Origin of the sequence: Gemmata sp. SH-PL17 (assembly GCF_001610855.1) — a bacterium.
GTDB lineage: Bacteria > Planctomycetota > Planctomycetia > Gemmatales > Gemmataceae > Gemmata > Gemmata massiliana.
In genome coordinates this window covers 6918582-6937900 of sequence record NZ_CP011271.1, presented here as the reverse complement: position 1 = coordinate 6937900, position 19319 = coordinate 6918582, and the positions used below count along the sequence as shown (strand labels likewise).

Below are 19319 nucleotides of genomic sequence, written 5' to 3'. Positions count from 1 at the left end.
GTCGCGGTCGAACGGCTCAGCTCGGAAGGCCAAAATCATGTTCTCACCGTTTGAACCGATGGCCGCGGCCCGCACCTTCGAGCCGACGCTCCAGCGCGGCCAGACCTCGCGCCAGCGCACGGTCGGCATCGCCGACCTGCTCATGGACAACCGGATCATCTTCCTCGGGGCCGGTCAGGATCTGGGCAGCCCGGTCATCACCGACCTGATGGCGAGCTTCGTGATCCAGCGCCTCTTGTTCCTCCAGTACGAGAACAAGACCGCGGACATCCACATGTACATCAACAGCCCCGGCGGGTCCGTCTCCGCCACGCTCGCGATCTACGACACGATGCAGTTCATCGAGGCCCCGATCCACACGTACTGCATGGGCCTGGCGGCCAGCGGTGCGGCCGTGCTGCTCGCGGCCGGGAGCAAGGGCAAGCGGTACGCGCTGCCGAACTCCAAGGTGATGATCCACCAGCCCTACGGGCAGGTCGGCGGGCAGGTCTCGGACATCGAGATCCAGGCCAACGAGATCATCAAGGAGCGCCAGCGGCTCAACGAGATCCTGGCCAAGCACACCGGCCAACCGCTCGAGGTCATCGCCAAGGAAACCGACCGGGACAAGTACTACCACGCGGACGAGGCCAAGTCGTTCGGTCTCGTGGACGAGGTGCTCTCGCGCCCCGAACCCAAGAAGTAAATCCGACGCGGGACCCGGATCGTGGGGCGCGGAACTGAAGCGAAAAGCAAAAAACGGGAACGAGCCACCGCCCGCTGCCCGTTGCTTTCGCTCCGCACCCCGCACCCCGCTTCCCGCGCTTCTACCGCAAGTCCGCCACGCCACGGGCGCGCGCGACTAACACTCAGAGACACCGCTCATCACCCGCGACCCGCCCGCCCGATACTGAGGGCGCGGCGCTTCGCTCGGAGGACCGAACATGCCGCTCGTACCGATCGTCGTGGAGAGCCGGGGCCGCGAAGAACGCGCCTACGACATCTACAGCCGCCTCTTGAAGGACCGGATCATCTTCCTTCAGGGCGTGGTCCAGGACGACATGGCGAACCTGATCGTCGCGCAGATGCTGTACCTCCAGTTTGAAGACCCGAAGCGCGACATCAGCCTTTACATCAACAGCCCCGGCGGGAGCGTCACCGCGGGCATGGCGATCTACGACACCATGCAGTTCATCACGTGCGACGTGGCGACGTACTGCATGGGCCAGGCCGCCAGCATGGGCGCGATGCTCCTGACGGCCGGGACGAAGGGTAAGCGGTACGCCCTGCCGCACGCCCGCGTGATGATCCACCAGCCCAGCGCCGGGAGCGAGGGCACCGCGGAAGAGATCCTCATCCACGCGAAGGAGTTCCTCCGCACGAAGGACACGCTGAACAAGCTGATGGCCAAGCACAGCGGTCAGCCGGTCGAGGCGATCGCGAAGGGCACCGACCGCGACAACTTCATGTCCGCGCAAGAGGCCCGCGACTTCGGTCTGGTCGACAAGGTTCTGGAGCGGATGCCGGCGGAAGCCCTCGCCAGCCGCCCGACGGGGGATTAAGGAGAACCGCCCCCTCTCGTTCCGAACCGGCGCGAGCACAGGAAATTGTCTGCCCCCTCTCGAAGAACGGGAGGGGGAGGGGGTTAGGTTTTTGGGAAGCAGGATGCGACACCACTGGCGGAACCCGCGCTGGTTCACGCACCGCGTTGCGGCCGGTGGGGTCGTCTGTATCACGTTCGCATTTCTCACGGGTTGTAAAACCAACAACCGGTACGACCTGCTCGAAGCGGAAATCCGCACGCGCGAGAAAGAACTCGCGGACACGCGGGCCGCGCTCGATCAGTCGCGCAACCTGCTTCGCGCTTACGAAGCCTCTCAGCGCCCCGCCCCTGCGTCCGGTCCGCAACCCGGAGCCGTCACCGGGGGGAGCGCGTACTTCCCGGTGAAGGAACTCGCGATCGCACGCGGAACCGGCGGCGTCGATGACGACGGCGTTCCCGGCGACGAGGGACTGCTCGTTGTGATCGTACCGCGGGACGAGGACGGGTCCGCGGTGAAGGTTCCGGCGCGGGCTTTGGTTGCGGCGTGGGAGATCACCCCTGCGGGGTTGAAGAACCCCATCGGGTCGTGGAACATCTCGGCCGACAAGCTCCGCCCGACGTGGAAGAGCGGCCTTATTAGCACGGGGTACTTCGTCGCGGTACCGTGGCAGACGCTCCCGAGTTCGGATCGCGTTCGGGTCGCTGTGCGCTTAGTGACCACGGACGGTCGCACGTTCGAGGCGGATCGTGATATTACCGTGAAACCACCCGCTCCGCCGCGTGCGGGAGCCGGGAACGTGCTGCCGTACCCGCACCCGTCCGGTTCCGAGGGGCCGCGCGTGCCCACGATTCCGATCCCGCCCGGAAGCGGCGGGAACGGGCGCCAGCCGGTCTTCCCGGAAATGCCCCCTCCCGGTGTACCGCCCGCGATCCCACCCGGCGCGGAAGAACTCCCCACCCCCGCGCCCTCCAGTGGCGAACGCGGCGCGCGGCTGCTACCGCCCGTAAAACCATAAAATGGCACGGGTTCGGTTCAGTTGGCGCATTCACGAACGTCTCGCGTTACAAGTGGTGCCATGTCCACACTGTCGCATTTCGACGAGTCCGGCGCGTCCCGTATGGTCGATGTGGGGGCGAAGGCCGAAACGCACCGCGTGGCCCGGGCGTCGGCGGTCGTGCGCATGCTGCCGGCCACACTCGCTCTCATTCGGGACAAGCAGGTTTCCAAGGGCGACGTGCTCGAAGTGGCCCGGCTCGCGGGGATCATGGCGGCGAAGAAGACCGCCGACCTGATCCCGTTATGCCACCCGCTCCCGCTGACGTCCGTGAAGCTCGATTTCACGTTCCCGACGGGGGATTCGCTGCGGATCGAGTCCGCGGTCACAGTTTTCGCCCGAACGGGTGTTGAAATGGAGGCCCTGACTGCGGTTACCGTAGCAGCCCTGACGGTGTACGACATGTGCAAAGCCGCCGACCGCGCGATGGTGATCGAGGCGGTCCGGCTGGAAGAGAAGGACGGCGGGAAGAGCGGACACTTCGTTCGCGACCCGGCGTAACTCCGTGCGACCCGGGAGTCGTGCCCGCGGTTGCAATTGACGGTCGGCATCACGGGCGTATGCTTTCCGGGTTGCGGCACGCACCGGAAATGCGGGAGGGCCGCGCGATGGGGACCGCAATGGCAACCGTTTCGCCCGCTACTACTGGCGGAACCGCTCCGGGGATCGATCCCACTCACCGATCCGGCTCGAAGGCCGCGGGTTTGGCGTTCGCCCCGGTCGCGGCGGATATTGCAGAAGCCGAACGCATCTTCGACAGTACGCTGGCGCCCCACCGCGGTCCGTTCGGGCCACTCATCGAGCACCTCAAACACTACCGCGGGAAGCGGCTCCGCCCGGCGCTATTGCTCCTCACGGCCAAAGCGGTCGGGAAGATCGCGCCCGCGCACCATACGCTCGCCGCGGCAATGGAGATGATCCACACCGCGACCCTCGTTCACGACGACGTGCTCGACGAGGCCGACATGCGCCGGCACGCCCCCACGGTCAACTCCGGGTGGGGCAATAAGGTCAGCATTCTGCTCGGCGATATGCTGTTCACACACGCCTTCCACCTGACCAGCACGGTCGACGGGCGCGCGTGCCAAATTACGGGCGAGGTGACCAACCGCGTGTGCGCCGGGGAACTTCGGCAGGTTACCGAGCGCGGGAACCTCGAACTGACCGAGGCCGACTACTTCGCCATCATCGACGGTAAGACCGCGGCGCTGACCGAGTGCTGCGGGCGGCTCGGGGCGCTCTACGCGGGCGCGTCCGAAGACGTGGCGGCGAAGCTCGGGAACTACGGGCGGTCGCTGGGGCTGGCGTTCCAGATCGCGGACGACCTGCTCGACCTCGTGGGCACCGAGGACGCGGCGGGCAAGACCCTCGGCACCGACCTCGAACAGCAGAAGCTCACGCTCCCGGTCATCCACTGCCTGAACCGCCTCGCGCCGACCGAGTCCGCGAAGCTCCGCGACGCGATCCGCACCAACGCGGAGGGGCTTGGGGTGCGTGTCCTGCAAGCGTTGGAAAAGACGCAGTCCATCGCTTTCGCAAAACGCCGGGCTGAGGAACTCGCCCGCGCCGCGAAGCAAGAGTTGGAGTGCCTCCCGCGCAACGAGTGCCGCGCGATCCTGGAAGCGATCGCGGAGTGGAGCATCCGCCGGGAGAAGTAAGAGCGGGACAGCGCGTCACACGAAACCCGATCACCCGGAGACAACAGTGGTCTACGCGATGCGTTTCTTCCTGTGGGTGAGCGCGGTCTGCTTTCTTACCTTAGTACCGGCTTGCTCTCAAAAAATACAGGACGAGCGTGCGAAGAAAGATCACGCATCTCTCCAAGGAGAATGGGAGATTGTTTCCGCAGAGTCCAACGGCGAACCTCCTCCTCCCGGTTTTCTCACTGGTGCCAAGATTGTTTTCTCTGGTGATAAATCGATCTTGTTGGGCAAGGAGGCGATTTTCGAGCTGGACGCGAGCAAGACCCCGCGGCAACTTGATTTCATCCGAGGCAAGACCCGCCAAATTGGGATTTACGAATTGGATGGGGACGACTTTAAACTGTGCGTCGGGCCGGCAGATGACCGTCCGAAGGAGTTCAAAACTCGGCCTCGGACGGATCACTCGTTATTCGTCATGAAGCGAAAGAAGTAGTTCGAGCAGCTACTCGCCTCTTCCCCCGATCTCACTCTCTTCGCGACCGGGTTCATTACAATATCTCGCATGAACCCCGAAGACCTCGACCGCTTCCTCACGCAATCGCTCGCTGACCGCAAGCTCTCCGGCGGCGAGAAATCCGCACTCACGGACTGGTTGGCAAAGAACGTGAAGACCGACCAGCACCGCGGGCTGGTTCGGCACTCCGCGTTCGAGGTCGTGCGCCGGGCGATCGCCGACCCCGCGTCTGCCGAACTGGTGGAGTGGCTCGAAGACGTGATGAAGGTGCTCGCGCCGCTCGCCCCGGCCGTTCAAGCGTCTGGTGTGCCCGCGGCCGGGCAAGACGAAGCGTTCTTCGCGCCGGGCGAACAGTGCCTCCAGCAAATCCTTCACCGCTTCAGCCAGTGTCGCCGGACCGCGGACGTGTGCGTGTTCACGATCACGGACGACCGCATTTCGCGCGCGATCCTCGACGCGCACCGGCGCAAGGTGGTCGTGCGGGTCATCACGGACAACGAGAAGCAGCACGACGCTGGCTCGGATATTCAGAAGTTCCGCGAAGCCGGTATCGCCGTGAAGACCGATGACATGCACGGGCACGCGGACACCGGGCTCAACGGGCACATGCACCACAAGTTCGCGATCTTCGACGGCACGCGGCTCCTGAACGGCAGCTACAACTGGACCCGCGGCGCGGCCGACCTGAATTTCGAGAACATCGTCGATACCGCCGACGCGAGCCTGATTGCTGTGTTTGCCGCCGAATTCGCTCGGTTGTGGAGCCGGTTCTAACCGGGTACACTCGGTCTCACCTCAAGCATCCTGCCACGCGCACACGTCCGGAGCCGCGATGACGCGCCTGTATTCGTTCCTCACGGCCGCGCTGGTGGCCGGTGTCGCTCTCGTTCCGTCTCAGGCGCTCGTCCCCGCGGCGCAACCGGCAAAGGAACCCGCGGGCGAGTACGTGAGTAGGGGGAACCGACCGGACAGCGTGCGTGCCACGCTCGCAGCGCACAAGCTACCAACACTCGAAGGCAAGTGGTACTTCGCGGGTCCGTTCGACAACATCAACCAGACCGGGTTCGACTTCGCGTTCCCGCCCGAAAAGAAGGTCGATCTGAAGGCGACCTACGCGGGCAAGTCCGACGCGAAAGTGACCTGGAAGGAGTACGACACGTTCCGACTGGGCAAGGTCACCAACCTCCAGAGACTGTTCCCGGACGTGACGACGGACGCGGTGGTGTATCTCTACCACACGTTCGAGTCACCCAAGGCGTTCAAGCTCCCCATCTCGCTCGGGAGCGACGACACCATCAGCGTGTTCGTGAACGGCAAGCGCGTGCTACACGAGGCGCACTTCCGCGGGGCCGCGCCGGACCAGGATCTAGCGGTGGCCGAGATCAAGGCCGGGACCAACGAACTGCTCATCAAGGTGTGTCAGGAGGCGGGCGGGTGGGCCGTGTACGTCAACCCGGAACTACCAGACATCGTGCCGCAAACGATCCGCAAGCGCCTCGACCGCGACTTCCCGTCCAAGAACGTCGTTGAGTCCGCGCAGGCGGCCGCGAAGAACGAAGCCGCGTCGTACCGGATCGACACGATTCCCCTGGCGAACGACTGCGTGCTGGAAGTGGGCGGGCTGGCGTTCCGGCCCGACGGGAAACTGCTCGCTTGCACGCGGCGCGGGGACGTGTACCTGATCCACAACCCGACCGCGCCGAACCCCGCCGACATCAAAATGACGAAGTTCGCGACCGGGATGCACGAAGCGCTCGGGATGTTCGTCGAGTCCAACAACACGGTGTTCGTGATCCAGCGCCCCGAACTGACGAAGCTCATCGACGCGGACGGCGACGGGCGCGCGGACGAGTACCAGACCGTGTGCGACAAGTGGGGCGTATCGGGGGACTACCACGAGTACGCCTTCGGCCCCGCGCGCGACAAACAGGGGAATTTCTTCATCACGCTCAACGTCGGGTTCGGCGGCGGGCACCAGTCGAAGGCCCCGTGGCGCGGGTGGTGCGTGAAGGTCTCGCCCGAGGGCAAAATGGAGCCCTTCGCTTGCGGCCTGCGCTCGCCCAACGGCATCAACTTCGCGCCGGACGGCGAACTCTTCTACTGTGATAACCAGGGCGAGTGGTCGGTGACGAACAAGATGCACCACCTGAAAAAGGGCGCGTTCTACGGGCACCCGGCCGGGTTGCGGTGGGTGAAGGACTCGCCGTTCGTGGGGAAAATGCCCGAGAAGGTCGCGAGCGGGATGTGGTACGACGGGACGCAACCCTCGCAGAAGAAATGGAACGACCTCGGGCGAACGATCCCGTGGGTGCGCCCGGCGCCGGTGTACCCGGACCTGGACCCGCCGTGCATCTGGTTCCCCTACGGGCGCATGGGGAAGTCTGTTAGCGAACCGATCTGGGACACCACGGACGGTAAATTCGGCCCCTACGCGGGCCAGTGCTTCGTCGGGGACCAGACGAACGCCGTTGTGATGCGCGTGGCGCTGGAACAAGTGAACGGCGTGTACCAGGGTGCGTGCTTCCCGTTCCGGAGCGGCTTGCAGTGCGGGGTGAACCGGCTGTGCTTCGCACCGGACGGGAGCCTGTTCGCGGGGCAGACGAACCGCGGGTGGGGCTCACTCGGCGGTAAGCCTTACGGCCTCCAGCGGATCACATACACGGGCGTTGAGCCGTGCGACATTCACCACATTAATCTGACGAAAGACGGCTTCGCGCTCACGTTCACCAAGCCGCTGGACCCGAAGACGCTCGGGCAACAGCCCGTGTCGGTGAGTTCGTACACCTACGCCTACAAGAGCGATTACGGCGGCCCGGAAGTGGACACCCGCGCCGAGAAGGTCGGCGCCGCGGTGCTCTCGAAAGATGGCAAAACGCTCACCGTTCCGGTGGGCGGGCTGAAGAAGGGCCGCGTGTACGAGTTCCGTCTCGACGGTCCCAAGTCCCGTGCCGGTGAACCCGTACTCCACCCGGAAGCGTACTACACGCTCAACGAACTGGTGAAGTAGCCCCACTTCGCGCTTACAAAGACATTCAGGCTCGCGGCACGGCCAACGAATCGCGTTGGCTGTGTCCGATACCGTTTAGTTGTCGCAACTCGTTACGTATGAACTCACTCAACCCGTTCGACCTCGCGTTCACCGACCCGGCGCACCCGTTCCACGTTCACCACATGGAGACGGCGCTCGTTGAGGCCGGCACTGCCGCCCAAGAGGACGAGGTGCCGGTCGGGGCGGTCATCATTCACCCGGAGTTGGGGGCGATCGGGCAGGCGCACAACATGCGCGAGCAACTCAAAGACCCGACCGCGCACGCGGAGATGATCGCGCTCACACAGGCCGCCACCGCGCTCAAATCGTGGCGGCTGGAAAAGTGCATCCTGTACGTCACACTCGAACCGTGCCCGATGTGCGCCGGGGGGATCGTTCAGGCCCGGGTGCCGATGGTGGTGTACGGTTGCACCGACCCGAAGGCCGGAGCCTGCCACACGCTCTACCAGATCGCGAGTGACCCGCGGTTGAACCACCGGGCCGAGGTCGTCGGTGGCGTACTCGCCGACCGGTGCTCCGCGCTCCTCACCGACTTCTTCCGCCGGAAACGCGAGTTGGGCAAGAAGTGACCGGCCCGCACAACCGGCGCCACCCGCACCAACTTCGGATTCTTCGTCGACCGTTCGCGCGGTTCGGCGCTCACGTTCGCGGTCGGGCGCTGTTAGACTAAAAGTTAAGTTTCGTGCCCGCCGCACCGGAGTCGCATCTATGTGGCATCGTCTCGCCGCGGTCGTCGGCCTCGCACTCGCGGCCGGCTCCGCACCGGCCCAACAGAATAGCGTGTACTCGAAGGCGGTCCCGCCGGAGAAGGCGGCGCTCGACCGACTGAACCTCCGCACCGAGTGGAGCGTGGTGGTCCCGGTCGAGGGCAACCGCGACACGCTCTCGCAGGTCCAAACGATCGGCGACCAGGTGTTCGTGCAGACGCGGGCCGGGACGCTCGCCGCCATCGACGCGCGCACCGGGCGCGTGCAGTGGACCGCGCAACTGGGCAACGGCACGCCCTGGACCGCGTTCCCGGTCGCGGCCAATGAGAACTTCGTGTTCTGCGCCCACGTCACCAAGCTGTACGCTTTTTACCGTTACACCGGGGTCACGGAGTTCGTGGCGGAACTCGGGAGCACGCCGACCACCGGGCTGGTCGCGGACAACTGGGCCGTGTACTGCGTTCTGGGCGTGCGATCCGGGAACGTGGGCGCGCACCGCATCGCGGTGTTCAAAACGCCCCCGCCGATTACCCCGAGCGGCCCGACCCGGGTCGAGAACGACCCGCTCAAACAGGGCGCGACGAGGGCGGGTACGAACCCGGTCGACGACCTGCTCGGCCGATACGCCCCCGGTACGAATCCGGTGCCGAGTGATACGTTCGAGCCCCGGACCGTGGGTCGCCCCAACGGGGCGACCGTGGGCGGGGGGGGCGGGTCGAAGACCCCGTCGCTGAGCGCGCTCCCGAGCATCACCCCGCCGTACTCGCTCGACAACCGGGCGCCGGCCCCGTCGCTCAGCGTGGTCCCGTCGCTGCGGCAGCCGTACCGCATCCAGAGCGAGTCGGGGCGGTACATTCAGCAATCGGCGTCGCTGAGCACCATCCCGTCGTCTGTTGCCGGTGCGCTGCTCCTGAGCGACCTGCGCCCGAAGGCGGTTGGGCCCGCTCTGCAGATGGAGTACGGGCTGAGCACCCGGGTCCTGTACCCGCTGACGCTCACGCAAACGCGGGTGTGGGGGGTGACCGACGATAACGTGATCTTCGCGCTCGGGAAGCCGCGCCAGGACGAGAAGGTGGAGAAGGTGGAGCGGCCGGCGGTGAGCGAGCGGCTCATGTCTTCGATCCCGGCCGCGCCCGTCGCGAGCGGAACGACCCACTACGTGCCGTTCTCCAACGGCACCCTGATCGCGCTCGACGCGACGGGCGGGAACCTGGCCAGCGGGATCTCGCCCAAGTGGCGCGCCAACCCCGGGGGCCTCAACAACCACTCCCCGTTCGTCACGAAAACGCACCTCTACGCGGCCGGCGACAACACCGGTGTCGTGTGCCTGGATCGCGCCACCGGCGACATCGTTTGGCGCTCGGACAACGGCGCGGACCGGGTCATCGGGGCGAACGAGGAACTCGTTTACATCCGCGACCGTCAGGGCCGGTTCCTGGTGTACGACGCGAAGCGCCCCACCGACCCGGCGCGCCAGAAATCGGTACCGCTCGGGTCGGCCAACTTCAGCGATTTCAACATCAACATCGTGAACACAGCGTCGGACCGTGTGTACCTCGCGGCCGATAACGGGCTGATCGTGTGCCTCCGGGACGCGGCCGCCAAGTACGCCAAGCCGGTGACCATCTGGCCGCCGCCCGACGTGAACCGGGCCAACGTGACCGGTGTGGGCACGCAATCCGGCAAGGGTGCGGAGAGCGAGCCGAAGAAAGATCCGGAGCCGAAGAAGAACCCGGAACCGAAGAAAGATCCCGGGGCCAATAGTGATTCGGAGCCGAAGAAGCCGTAACAGTCGGGCGCATTCCTCCACCCGCTCGTTAGCACTTGCGGTTCGCTCGGAAGGTTCTTGGCGAACCGCAAGTGCTAACGAGCGGGTGTGTTTTTCCCGTGAAGGCGTATTTGCCTCGTGCCACTGGTACTCGAGCTTCACCTCGATCGCGCCACATATTTCTCGTCGGGCGCAAGAACCGGATAGTCCCGCGCTCGCACACCGCGGTATCGTGAGCACGGAGGTACCGCGATGCCGACCGTCGCTGATCCCGATACCGTTTCGCTCGTCGCCGATCTGTGCGACTACATTCGCGCCAATCTCGAAACGCCGTTAACGCTCTCCCATCTGGGGAAGCAAGCCGGTCTCAGTCCCGCGCACCTCCAGCGGGTGTTCAAACGGGTCGTCGGCCTCAGCCCGCGCCGGTTCGCGGACGCCTGCCGGCTCGACCGGCTCAAAACGAAACTTAGGGGAGGGGATACCGTGACGACCGCCATGACCGCGGCCGGGTACGGGTCCAGTAGCCGGCTCTACGAGCGCGCTGCGGACCAACTCGGCATGACCCCGGGCCAGTACCAGAAGGGCGGCCCGGTCGCGATCCGGTTCACCACGGCGAAGTGTGATCTGGGGTGGGTGCTTCTGGCCGCAACGGAGAAGGGGATCTGCTGGCTGAGTTTCGCGGACAGTGTTACGCAGGCCGAAACTGCTCTCCGGGCCGAGTTCCCCGCCGCGGCCGTTAACCGCAACGACGGTGAACTGGAGCCGTGGCTCGCGGAACTGCAACGGCACCTCGCTGGCGACCAACCGCACATTGAGCTTCCGCTCGACGTGCGCGCGACCGCGTTCCAGCGGCGCGTGTGGGACGCGCTGCTCGCGATCCCCTACGGCGAAACGCGGAGCTACCGCGAAGTGGCCGAAGCGATCGGCGCACCGACCGCGGCGCGGGCCGTGGCCCGCGCGTGTGCGACCAACCCGGTCGCGGTGATCGTGCCGTGCCACCGCGTCATCGGCACCGACGGCAAGCTCCACGGCTACGCCGGCGGTGCCCACCGCAAGAAGAAACTGCTCGCGACCGAGCAGAAGAGCTGAGCGGCCCCATCGTAACCCTGGGGCCGCGAGCCGCGTCACTTCAGCGTTTTCGCGGTTCCCGCGCCGTAGTCATCTTCCGGGTTGCGGATGACGGTGTGGATGTGATCGGTGCCGCCTTGCGGGGCGTACTCGATCACCACGTTCGGTCCCTGGACCCGGAAATAGGCGGCCTTGCCCTTCTCGGTCGGGCCGCTCCACGCGAAGTGCGTATCGCCGATCTTCTCTTTGATCGCCGCCATTCGCGCCGCGGCCGCGTCGGGTTCCACGATGTTGACCCACGCGCCGATCACGTCCAGGAGCAGTGCTTGCTGGTCGGCGGTGAGCGCGGAGCCTTTAATCCCCTTCGGCTCGATCGTTTTGCCGTCGCGCCCCGGTCCCAGGAGGAGTTCCTGTTGGGAGCGCGCGCCGATAATTGCTTCAGCGCGCTGCTTTTCGTTCAGGGCCGCCATCAGTTTGAACGCCGCGTCGCTCTCGGCGCCGAGCGGTCGCACCTCTTTGTCGTCTCGCTTAAATAGGGCCGGTTGTGCCCCCGTGTGCGTCGGGGTGAGAACGAAGTGCTTACCGATCACGGTCACGTTGATGCCCAGGTGGTGCCCGCCGAACTGCACCATCCACGGCTTCGTTTCGGACGGCGTGCCGAAGATCGCCAGGTAGTACAGATCCTTTCCGAATAGCGGCCCCTTTCCGCCTCCCTTGCCCGCGTTGCCGACCAACTTCTGGTCGCCGTCCATGATGTCGATGACCTTCTGATATCCGTCTTTGCTGAGAACCGACGCGACCACGCTCATCGCCTTAGTCCGCTGTTCTTTCGTCAAGTCGCCGAGCGGAACGCCGTTCCGCGGGACGAAGCTCACCGGGAGGTTGGACCAGTTGGGCTTCTTGTCGCTGCTGTATTCGAGTCGCGCCTTTTCTCGGAGCTTGGCGTCGAGAGCGTCGAGGAACGCATTGGCCGCCTCGACCGCACGCGGAGCGGGCGCTGCGGGCTTTTGGTCGCGCGATTCCTCGGCCGCTAAGTCCGGCACCGGCGGGAGGGAATCGCGCGAGGCGTAGAGCGTCAGTCCGATGAGCAGCGCTGCACTGCACACTGCGAGCAGCTTCACGCCGCTGCGCCCGGTCGAAGGTGAGATCGTCCGGATCGAGCCGTTCATTGGCTACTCCTGTTGAGGGCGAACCCGAACCTCGGCACATTCTAAGCGCTGCGGCGCGGTGGCGCCGCGCACCATCTCTAAACGGATTGGAGGGCGTTCGACGACTCAACCTCACCGTCTGGCGCCGTGAGGACAGACGAGGATCGCTGATCGACGAACCACTGGATGGCGAAGTAAAACACGGGCGTGAGGAAGATACCGAACGCGGTCACTCCGATCATCCCCGCGAACACCGCGGTGCCCAGCGCCCGTCGCATTTCTGCACCCGCGCCCTCGGCCACCAGCAGCGGGGCCACCCCCAGAATAAATGCGATCGAGGTCATCACAATCGGCCGTAACCGCAGTTGGCACGCCGCCAGAGTCGCGGCCCGGCGGTCCAGTCCCTCTTCGCGCTTTTGCTTGGCGAACTCGACGATGAGGATCGCGTTCTTGCACGCCAACCCGATGAGCACCACGAACCCGATCTGCGTGAAGATGTTCATGTCCAGCCGGGCCATGAGCACGCCGACGAGGGCACACAGTAAACACATCGGCACGACCAGGATGACGGCGAGCGGCAGCGCCCAACTCTCGTACTGAGCCGCCAGCACCAGGAACACGAGAACGACCGCGAGCAGGAATACCCACATGGCCGTGTCGCCGGCCTGAAGTTGGAGCAGTGCCAGTTCGGTCCACTCGGCGCGCATAGCTGGCGGTAGTCCGCTTCGTGCGGTTCCGCTGAGTCGCGCGAGTGCTTCGCCGGAACTGCTTCCCGGGGCCGCGTCTGCGTTGATCGCTGCTGACTGGTACATGTTGTACCGCATCACCAGGACCGGACCGCTCGTCGGTCGAACGGATGCCAGTGACCCGAGCGGCACCATTCCGCCGCCCGCCCCGCGCACCTTCAACTGACCGATCGCCGCGGTGTCCTGGCGGTACACGTCTCGCGCCTGTACGTTCACCTTCCACGTGCGCCCGAACCGGTTGAAGTCGTTCACGTAGTACGGCCCGAGACTCGCTTCGATGGTGGTCCGGATGGAATCGATGGACACCCCGCGGTCCTTGGCCTGCGCCCGGTCGATCACCAGTTCCAGCCACGGAACATCGGCCCGGAAGCTCGTGGATACGCGCTGGAGTGCCGGGTCGTTGGTCGCGGTAGCGACGACCCGGTCGGCCGCGGTCTGAAGGTTGACCAGATCGCCGGCCGATCGGTCCTCGACGATGATCTTGAAGCCGCCCGCTGTGCCCAGCCCTTCGACCGGCGGCGCCCCGAACACGGCCAACACCGCGTCCGGCACTTCGGCCCGGAGCCGCTCCTGGAGCGCGGACACGATCGCGTCGGCCGACAGGTCGGGTGTGCGCCGTTGGTCGAACGGGTCGAGCATCAGGTACAGCGAGCCGAAGTTCGGTGCAGCCGCGTTCTGAAGAAGGGATTGCCCGGACACCGCGATCGCGTCTTTCACTCCAGGCGCGCTGCGTGCAGCCGCCTCGACGCGGCGGACCACTTCGGCCGTTCGTTGTGCGGACGACGCATCCGGAAGCCGGATGTCGACCAGTAGGTACCCTTTGTCCTGCGCCGGGATGAACCCGGTTGGAGTGCGGGTGAAAGTCGTGTACGTCAACCCGAGTAGACCACCGTAGACGAGTAGCACGATCGGAGTGACACGCAGTAACCCGGCCACGATCCGCGTGTACCAGTTAGTGCCGCGATCGAACCAGTGATTGAACGCGCCGAACACCCAGCCCAACAGTGCATCCACCGGACGAGCCAGGAGCCGGCCCACGATCGCACCGGCCAGCGCGCCGACCGCGATCCAGCCCCACGCGGGGACGGCCATTCCGACCAACTCGCCAACCGCAACGGGCCATCGCATGGCGGCCGCGACACCAAGTCCCGCTCCTAGAGCCAAGTACCCGATTTGTGGTAAAGCTTCCGCGCGGTGACCCCGCTGGGGTCGGAGTAGCAGCGCGGCGAGGGCCGGGCTGAGCGTGAGCGAGTTGAACGCGGACAGCAGCGTACTGACTGCGATCGTCACCGCGAATTGGCGGAAGAACTGCCCGGTCACGCCCCCGAGGAAGGCACACGGGATGAACACCGCGGACAGCACCAACCCGACCGCCACGACGGGACCGCTCACCTCGCTCATGGCTCGCGCGGCCGCGTCGCGTGGCGTCATGCCGTGGTCCACGTGGTGCTGGACGGCCTCGACCACGACGATGGCATCGTCGACCACGATCCCGATCGCGAGTACCAGTCCGAACAGCGTCAGCGTGTTCAAACTGAATCCTGCACAGGTTAGAGCCGCGAACGTGCCGACGACCGCGACCGGGACCGCGGCGAGCGGAATGATGGCCGCGCGCCACGATTGCAGGAAAAGCAGTACGACCGCCGCGACCAGCACCACGGCTTCGATCAAGGTGCGGAACACTTCGCGAATCGATTCGTTGATGAACGGGGTGGTGTCGTACACGATCGCGTAATCGATCCCGGCCGGAAAGTGCTCTCGCAACTCCTCCATTTTCGCCTTCACGCGGCCGGATACTTCCAGTGCGTTCGACCCGGGAAGTTGGTACACCGACAGCGCGACCGACGGGCGTCCGTTGAGAGTGCAGCTCTGGTCGTAAGACAGTGCCCCGAGTTCGATCCGGGCCACATCTCGCATGTACACGAGTGTGCCATCCAGTCCGCGCTTGAGCACGATTTCCCCAAACTGTTCGGGAGTTTCCAGCCGCCCCAGCGTGGTCATGGTGTACTGGAACACCTGCCCGGATGGGGTTGGCTGTTGGCCGATCTGCCCGGCCGCCACCTGGATGTTCTGCTCGTTGACTGCCGCGATCACGTCTTGGGGCGTCAGCCCGACCGCCTGGAGCTTCTGCGGGTCGAGCCACAGCCGCATGCTGTAATCGCGCTGCCCCAGGTAGGTCACGTCCCCGACCCCGGGAATCCGCTTCAGCCCGTCGGCGATCTGGATGGTCGCGTAGTTACTCAGGAACAGGTTGGTCGCGGCCGGGTCGCCGCTCTGTTCGGTCGTGAACAGGTTGACCATCATCAGGATGTTCGGTGACTTCTTCTTCACCGAGATCCCGCGCCGGCGGACCAGGTCCGGGAGCACCGGCTCGGCCATCGACACTCGGTTCTGGACCAGCACTTGCGCGATGTTCAGGTCGGCCCCCGGTTCAAAGGTGGCGGTCAGTGTGTACACCCCGTCGTTCGTGCATTGCGATGACATGTACAGCATCTTCTCGACACCGTTCACCTGCTGTTCGATCGGCGAGGCCACGGTGTCCGCGACCACTCGCGCATTCGCCCCCGGGTACACCGCGGAGACTTCCACCGTCGGCGGAGCGATCTCCGGGTACTGTGCGACCGGCAACGTCGACAGCGCGATCCCGCCGGTCAGTACGATCGCGATCGACAACACGGCCGCGAAGATCGGCCGGCCGATGAAGAAATGGGACATTTAAGGAACCACCTCAGAATGATTGGACAAGACCGCGCTGCGGGTCGTGATTGGTTCGGGTTGTAAGGTGATTGCAGACGTGCGCGCGTTGGGTGAAGTCGACCGGGCGACGCGGAATCGCCCCCGGGTTGCGCCGACGACCGTGCGCGTCAGGCTCCACAGTGGGCGCAGGCGAACGAGGTCCAGCCCGCCTTGCCCGATCCGGCGCACCCAGTGGGTGCGACTTAACCGCCCCTCAGCGCCCCATTCGATGACGAAGAAGAACACGGGGGTGAGGAGCAAACCGAACACCGTGACGCCGATCATCCCGGCAAATACGGCCGTACCCAGCGCCCGGCGCATTTCGGCACCGGAGCCGGTCGCGAAAACCAGCGGAATGACCCCGAGAATGAACGCGACCGAGGTCATCACGATCGGCCGCAATCGCAGTCGACTGGCTTCGACCACCGCGTCCCGGGCCGACCGCCCGGCGGCTTGCAGTGTCCGTGCGAACTCGACGATGAGCACCGCGTTCTTGCACGCCAGCCCGATGAGTACCACGAACCCGATCTGCGTGAACACGTTGATGTCCGAGCCGGCCACCGCCACGCCCGCGATCGAACTCAGGACGCACAGCGGGACGATCGGAATGACGGCCAGCGGGAGCGCCCAGCTCTCGTATTGGGCCGCCAGCACCAGGAACACGAACAGCACCGACAGTGGGAAAATGAGCTTGTTCCAGATGTTTTTCCCGGCGTCGATCTGGATGTAGTTGATCTCCGTCCATTCGTGCGCCGTTCCCTCCGGGAACACGCGGGCGGCGAGCTGGTCGATCGCCACGATCCCGTCGCCGGAACTAACTCCGGGCGCCGTTGAGCCCATGACCGCAGCGGCCGGGTGCATGTTGTACCGGGTAATCACGAGCGGCCCGGCCACCTCCCGGATGTCGAGCACGGCCCCGAGCGGGACCATCCCGCCCTGGTCGTTCCGCACTCGAATCCGCTTCGCGTCCTCGACGGTGTGGCGGAACGGCCCTTCAGCCTGGACGATTACTTGCCACGTCCGACCGAACCGGTTGAAGTCGTTCACGTAGCGCGAACCGAGGAACGCCTGTTGCGCGGCGAACACGTCCCCAACGGGTACGCCCATCGTTTGGCACTGCTGCCGGTTCACGTCCACGAACAGTTGCGGCGCATCGGCCCGGAACCCCGTAAACAGCCCGGCCAACCGCGGGTCTTTCCGCCCCTCAACGATCAGGCGCTCGGTGCTCCTTTGAAGGCGCAGGATGTCATTTTCTCCGCTTCGATCTTCGACCATCACTTTGAACCCGCCGGCCGATCCCAAACCGGGCACTGCGGGCGGAGCCATGACCGTGACAAGAGCGTCCGGCAGACGAGTGGTGAACGCCTTCCGCAGACCGGCGCTGATCGCGTTCGCGGAACGTGAAGGGTGCGTGCGCTGTTCGATCGGGTCGAGGGTGATGAGCATCGTCCCGTAGTTCGATCCGTTCGCGCCAAGTGGGAGCGACCGGCCCGAAACAGCGACCGTGTGAGCTACCCCGGGAGTTTCGCGTGCGATCCGGGACACTTCGTCCACCACTTCCTGGGTACGCTCCAGCGAGGCCGCGTCGGGCAACTGGATCGAGCACATTAACCGGCCCTGGTCCTGGCTCGGGATGTACCCCGTCGGGAGCTTGCCGAATCCCCACCATGTCAGCCCCAGCAGACCCAGGTACGCGATCAGCACCAGCGGCGTGACGCGCACGGTTAACCCGACGCACCGGGCGTACAGGCTCGTAGACCGCCCGACTCCGGCATTGAACAACCGGAAGAACCACCCAAAGAGGAAATCGAGCACCCGCCCCGGTAGGTCTTTTCGGACGCCCGCGGGCTTCAGCAGGATCGCGCACAGAGCGGGGCTGAGCGTCAGCGAGTTGAGAGCAGAAAGGGCGGTGGAGACGGCGATGGTTACGGCGAACTGGCGGAAGAACAGTCCGGTAATACCCCCGAGGAACGCACACGGAACGAACACCGCAACGAGCACCAATCCGGTTGCGATTACAGGACCGCTTACTTCCTCCATCGCGCGGCGGGTGGCTTCGCGCGGCGGTAGCCCGTGCTCGATCTTGTGCTGAACGGCTTCGACCACAACGATGGCGTCATCAACCACGATCCCGATCGCCAGCACCAATCCGAACAGCGTCAGCGTGTTCAGAGTGAAACCGAGTGCGGCCATTGCTGCGAACGTGCCGACGACCGCGACCGGGACTGCGGCGAGCGGAATGACGGCCGCGCGCCACGACTGTAAGAACAGCAGCACCACGACCGCGACCAGTGCCACGGCTTCGATGAGGGTTTTGACTACCCCCTGGACGGACTCGCGTATGAACGGTGTGCTGTCATTGGCGATCGTGTACTCGATCCCGGGTGGGAACGCTTCCTTCAGTTCTTCCATCTTCGCCCGCACGCGGTCGGCCACTTCCAGGGCGTTCGCGTCGGACAGTTGGAACACGCCAATGTTTGCTGTCGGCTTGCCGTCGAGTTTGTCCGAGGTATCGACGCTCTTGGCTCCGAGTTCGACGCGGCCGACGTCGCGAATGCGCACCTGTCGGCCGTCGGCCGTGCGGCGGATCACGATGTCGGCGAACTCCTCCGGCGCGGTCAGACGGCCGAGGACGTGGATCGGGAACTCGAACGCCTGCCCGTCAGGAACTGGAGACTGCCCGACTTGTCCCGCCGCGACTTGTTGGTTCTGCTCGCGGATCGCGGTGAGCACGTCGCCGGCGGTGATCCCCATTGAGGTCAGTCGATCGGGATCGACCCAGACCCGCATGCTGTAGTCGAGGCTCCCGAACAGCCCGACGTCGCCCACTCCTTTGACCCGCGCCAGTTCTTCGCGAATGTTGATCGCGGCGTAGTTGCTGAGGTGGAGCTGGTCGTACTCCCCGGTGGGGGAATACAGGTTGATGACCATGAGCATGTCCGGGTTCCGCTTGCGGGTCGTGACCCCGGCTTGGCGGACCACGTCGGGCAGCAGCGGAAGGGCCAGGTTTACCCGGTTCTGTACGAGCACCTGGGCGAAGTCCAGGTTGGTTCCCGGTTTGAACGTGACGCTCAGGCTGTACGAACCGTCGTTGGCCGAGTTCGAGGACATGTAGAGCATGTTCTCGACCCCGTTCACCTCCTGCTCGATCGGGGCTGCTACGGCGTCGGCCACGACCTTCGCACTGGCTCCCGGGTAGCTAGCGGAAACGGTGATGTTCGGCGGGGTGATCGGCGGGTACTGCGTCATCGGCAGATTCACCAACGCGACCGCGCCGGCGAGCGTCACGACGAGCGACAGAACGGTGGCGAACACCGGCCGATCGATGAAGAAGTAACTCAGCATGGGGGTGTCTCGTGTGGT

General features: G+C 65.2%; 14 protein-coding genes. 11 read left to right on the top strand and 3 right to left on the bottom strand.

What is annotated here, in order from left to right:
- Positions 1–37 precede the first annotated feature (37 nt).
- From VT84_RS28590 to VT84_RS42035, 11 genes are all read left to right on the top strand, one after another.
- Positions 38–685 (top strand): ATP-dependent Clp protease proteolytic subunit, encoded by a 648-nt coding sequence (locus VT84_RS28590; RefSeq protein WP_204249658.1) that lies wholly within the window; start codon positions 38–40, stop codon positions 683–685.
- A gap of 238 nt (positions 686–923) precedes the next feature.
- Entirely contained in the window at positions 924–1541 is a 618-nt protein-coding gene (locus VT84_RS28585) for an ATP-dependent Clp protease proteolytic subunit (RefSeq protein ID WP_082841901.1), read from the top strand.
- Positions 1542–1644: 103 nt separating this feature from the next.
- Entirely contained in the window at positions 1645–2538 is an 894-nt protein-coding gene (locus VT84_RS28580) for a hypothetical protein (RefSeq protein WP_082841900.1), read from the top strand.
- 60 nt (positions 2539–2598) lie between these two features.
- A complete protein-coding gene (gene moaC, locus VT84_RS28575) occupies positions 2599–3078 on the top strand; it encodes a cyclic pyranopterin monophosphate synthase MoaC (RefSeq protein ID WP_082841899.1) in 480 nt (159 codons plus the stop codon).
- Positions 3079–3197: 119 nt separating this feature from the next.
- Positions 3198–4235 carry a polyprenyl synthetase family protein gene (locus VT84_RS28570; RefSeq protein ID WP_162271877.1) on the top strand — a complete coding sequence of 346 codons (1038 nt, stop codon included), beginning with the start codon at positions 3198–3200 and terminating at the stop codon, positions 4233–4235.
- Positions 4236–4281: 46 nt separating this feature from the next.
- Entirely contained in the window at positions 4282–4713 is a 432-nt protein-coding gene (locus tag VT84_RS28565) for a TIGR03067 domain-containing protein (RefSeq protein ID WP_082841897.1), read from the top strand.
- Positions 4714–4782: 69 nt separating this feature from the next.
- Entirely contained in the window at positions 4783–5508 is a 726-nt protein-coding gene (locus tag VT84_RS28560) for a phospholipase D-like domain-containing protein (RefSeq protein ID WP_082841896.1), read from the top strand.
- Positions 5509–5566: 58 nt separating this feature from the next.
- A complete protein-coding gene (locus tag VT84_RS28555; RefSeq protein WP_082841895.1) occupies positions 5567–7741 on the top strand; it encodes a hypothetical protein in 2175 nt (724 codons plus the stop codon).
- A gap of 98 nt (positions 7742–7839) precedes the next feature.
- Positions 7840–8352, top strand: coding sequence for a tRNA adenosine(34) deaminase TadA (tadA, locus tag VT84_RS28550; protein WP_082841894.1), 513 nt, complete (start codon positions 7840–7842; stop codon positions 8350–8352).
- 139 nt (positions 8353–8491) lie between these two features.
- A complete protein-coding gene (locus VT84_RS28545; protein ID WP_082841893.1) occupies positions 8492–10279 on the top strand; it encodes a PQQ-binding-like beta-propeller repeat protein in 1788 nt (595 codons plus the stop codon).
- Positions 10280–10510: 231 nt separating this feature from the next.
- Positions 10511–11347 carry a bifunctional transcriptional activator/DNA repair enzyme AdaA gene (locus tag VT84_RS42035; protein ID WP_082841892.1) on the top strand — a complete coding sequence of 279 codons (837 nt, stop codon included), beginning with the start codon at positions 10511–10513 and terminating at the stop codon, positions 11345–11347.
- A 35-nt stretch (positions 11348–11382) separates the two neighbouring features.
- Here the strand turns inward: VT84_RS42035 and VT84_RS28535 are convergent, their stop codons facing one another.
- The 3 genes from VT84_RS28535 to VT84_RS28525 all read right to left on the bottom strand — a co-directional run bounded on the left by VT84_RS28535 (position 11383) and on the right by VT84_RS28525 (position 19301).
- Positions 11383–12495, bottom strand: a complete 1113-nt coding sequence (locus tag VT84_RS28535) for a DUF3500 domain-containing protein (RefSeq protein WP_082841891.1) — start codon at positions 12493–12495, stop codon at positions 11383–11385.
- A gap of 77 nt (positions 12496–12572) precedes the next feature.
- Positions 12573–15935: an efflux RND transporter permease subunit gene (locus tag VT84_RS28530; RefSeq protein ID WP_082841890.1), complete on the bottom strand. Its 3363-nt coding sequence runs from the start codon at positions 15933–15935 to the stop codon at positions 12573–12575.
- Complete coding sequence (locus VT84_RS28525; RefSeq protein ID WP_082841889.1) at positions 15936–19301, bottom strand: efflux RND transporter permease subunit; 3366 nt, start codon at positions 19299–19301, stop codon at positions 15936–15938.
- Positions 19302–19319: the final 18 nt, after the last annotated feature.

Excerpts from the sequence above, each read along its gene's own strand:
- moaC (WP_082841899.1), top strand. The coding sequence starts at position 2,599 with ATGTCCACACTGTCGCATTTCGACGAGTCCGGCGCGTCCCGTATGGTC.
- VT84_RS28570 (WP_162271877.1), top strand. The coding sequence starts at position 3,198 with ATGGCAACCGTTTCGCCCGCTACTACTGGCGGAACCGCTCCGGGGATC.
- VT84_RS28525 (WP_082841889.1), bottom strand. The coding sequence starts at position 19,301 with ATGCTGAGTTACTTCTTCATCGATCGGCCGGTGTTCGCCACCGTTCTG.
- VT84_RS28585 (WP_082841901.1), top strand. The coding sequence starts at position 924 with ATGCCGCTCGTACCGATCGTCGTGGAGAGCCGGGGCCGCGAAGAACGC.
- VT84_RS28555 (WP_082841895.1), top strand. The coding sequence starts at position 5,567 with ATGACGCGCCTGTATTCGTTCCTCACGGCCGCGCTGGTGGCCGGTGTC.
- VT84_RS28590 (WP_204249658.1), top strand. The coding sequence starts at position 38 with ATGTTCTCACCGTTTGAACCGATGGCCGCGGCCCGCACCTTCGAGCCG.
- VT84_RS28545 (WP_082841893.1), top strand. The coding sequence starts at position 8,492 with ATGTGGCATCGTCTCGCCGCGGTCGTCGGCCTCGCACTCGCGGCCGGC.
- VT84_RS28535 (WP_082841891.1), bottom strand. The coding sequence starts at position 12,495 with ATGAACGGCTCGATCCGGACGATCTCACCTTCGACCGGGCGCAGCGGC.
- tadA (WP_082841894.1), top strand. The coding sequence starts at position 7,840 with ATGAACTCACTCAACCCGTTCGACCTCGCGTTCACCGACCCGGCGCAC.
- VT84_RS42035 (WP_082841892.1), top strand. The coding sequence starts at position 10,511 with ATGCCGACCGTCGCTGATCCCGATACCGTTTCGCTCGTCGCCGATCTG.
- VT84_RS28530 (WP_082841890.1), bottom strand. The coding sequence starts at position 15,935 with ATGTCCCATTTCTTCATCGGCCGGCCGATCTTCGCGGCCGTGTTGTCG.
- VT84_RS28560 (WP_082841896.1), top strand. The coding sequence starts at position 4,783 with ATGAACCCCGAAGACCTCGACCGCTTCCTCACGCAATCGCTCGCTGAC.
- VT84_RS28580 (WP_082841900.1), top strand. The coding sequence starts at position 1,645 with ATGCGACACCACTGGCGGAACCCGCGCTGGTTCACGCACCGCGTTGCG.